The sequence below is a fragment of the Vibrio sp. 10N.222.55.C6 genome (assembly GCF_041473395.1).
In the GTDB taxonomy this organism is placed as follows: Bacteria; Pseudomonadota; Gammaproteobacteria; order Enterobacterales; family Vibrionaceae; genus Vibrio; species Vibrio crassostreae_C.
In genome coordinates, this window is record NZ_JBFRSD010000278.1 from 1 (window position 1) to 463 (window position 463).

A 463-nucleotide genomic window follows, 5' to 3' on the forward strand; every position below is an offset into this window, starting at 1 on the left:
TTCAAAACTTCCGCGACTCTAATAACTTAGAGAATTACGCAGTAGAAGATCAAGATACATCTGCAGATAACCTATTGGTAAAATTGCAATACCAATTGAACGAAAGCCACCGTATCGAGTTTCTAGCTGAGCTAATTAAGGATACTTCTGACTCTGATATTTATCACTCAAGCTACGATAGCTACACGGGTGCAGATGATACAGAGCAAAATCGATTTGCGATTAAACACATTTGGTTCGCTGATGGCGCTATCGCTGACACAGTGACGAGCAAAGTGTCATACATCTCTAAAGAAGAAAATGGGGTGACGAAGCGCTTTAAACCGGCAGGTCCCGGTTTCCCACCTTATGTTCCTGCTAACAATGACAATCTTCAAACAAAAGACTATGAATACACCGAAGATAAGCTTGAGATCGAAACTCAGCTAGATAAACAGATTAACAACCATTACCTAGTTTATGG

1 pseudogene is annotated in these 463 nt (G+C 40.4%); it reads left to right on the forward strand.

Features of this window, described 5'->3' with window-relative positions:
• Positions 1-463 (forward strand): annotated as a pseudogene (locus AB4486_RS23645) (TonB-dependent receptor); the annotation flags it as partial.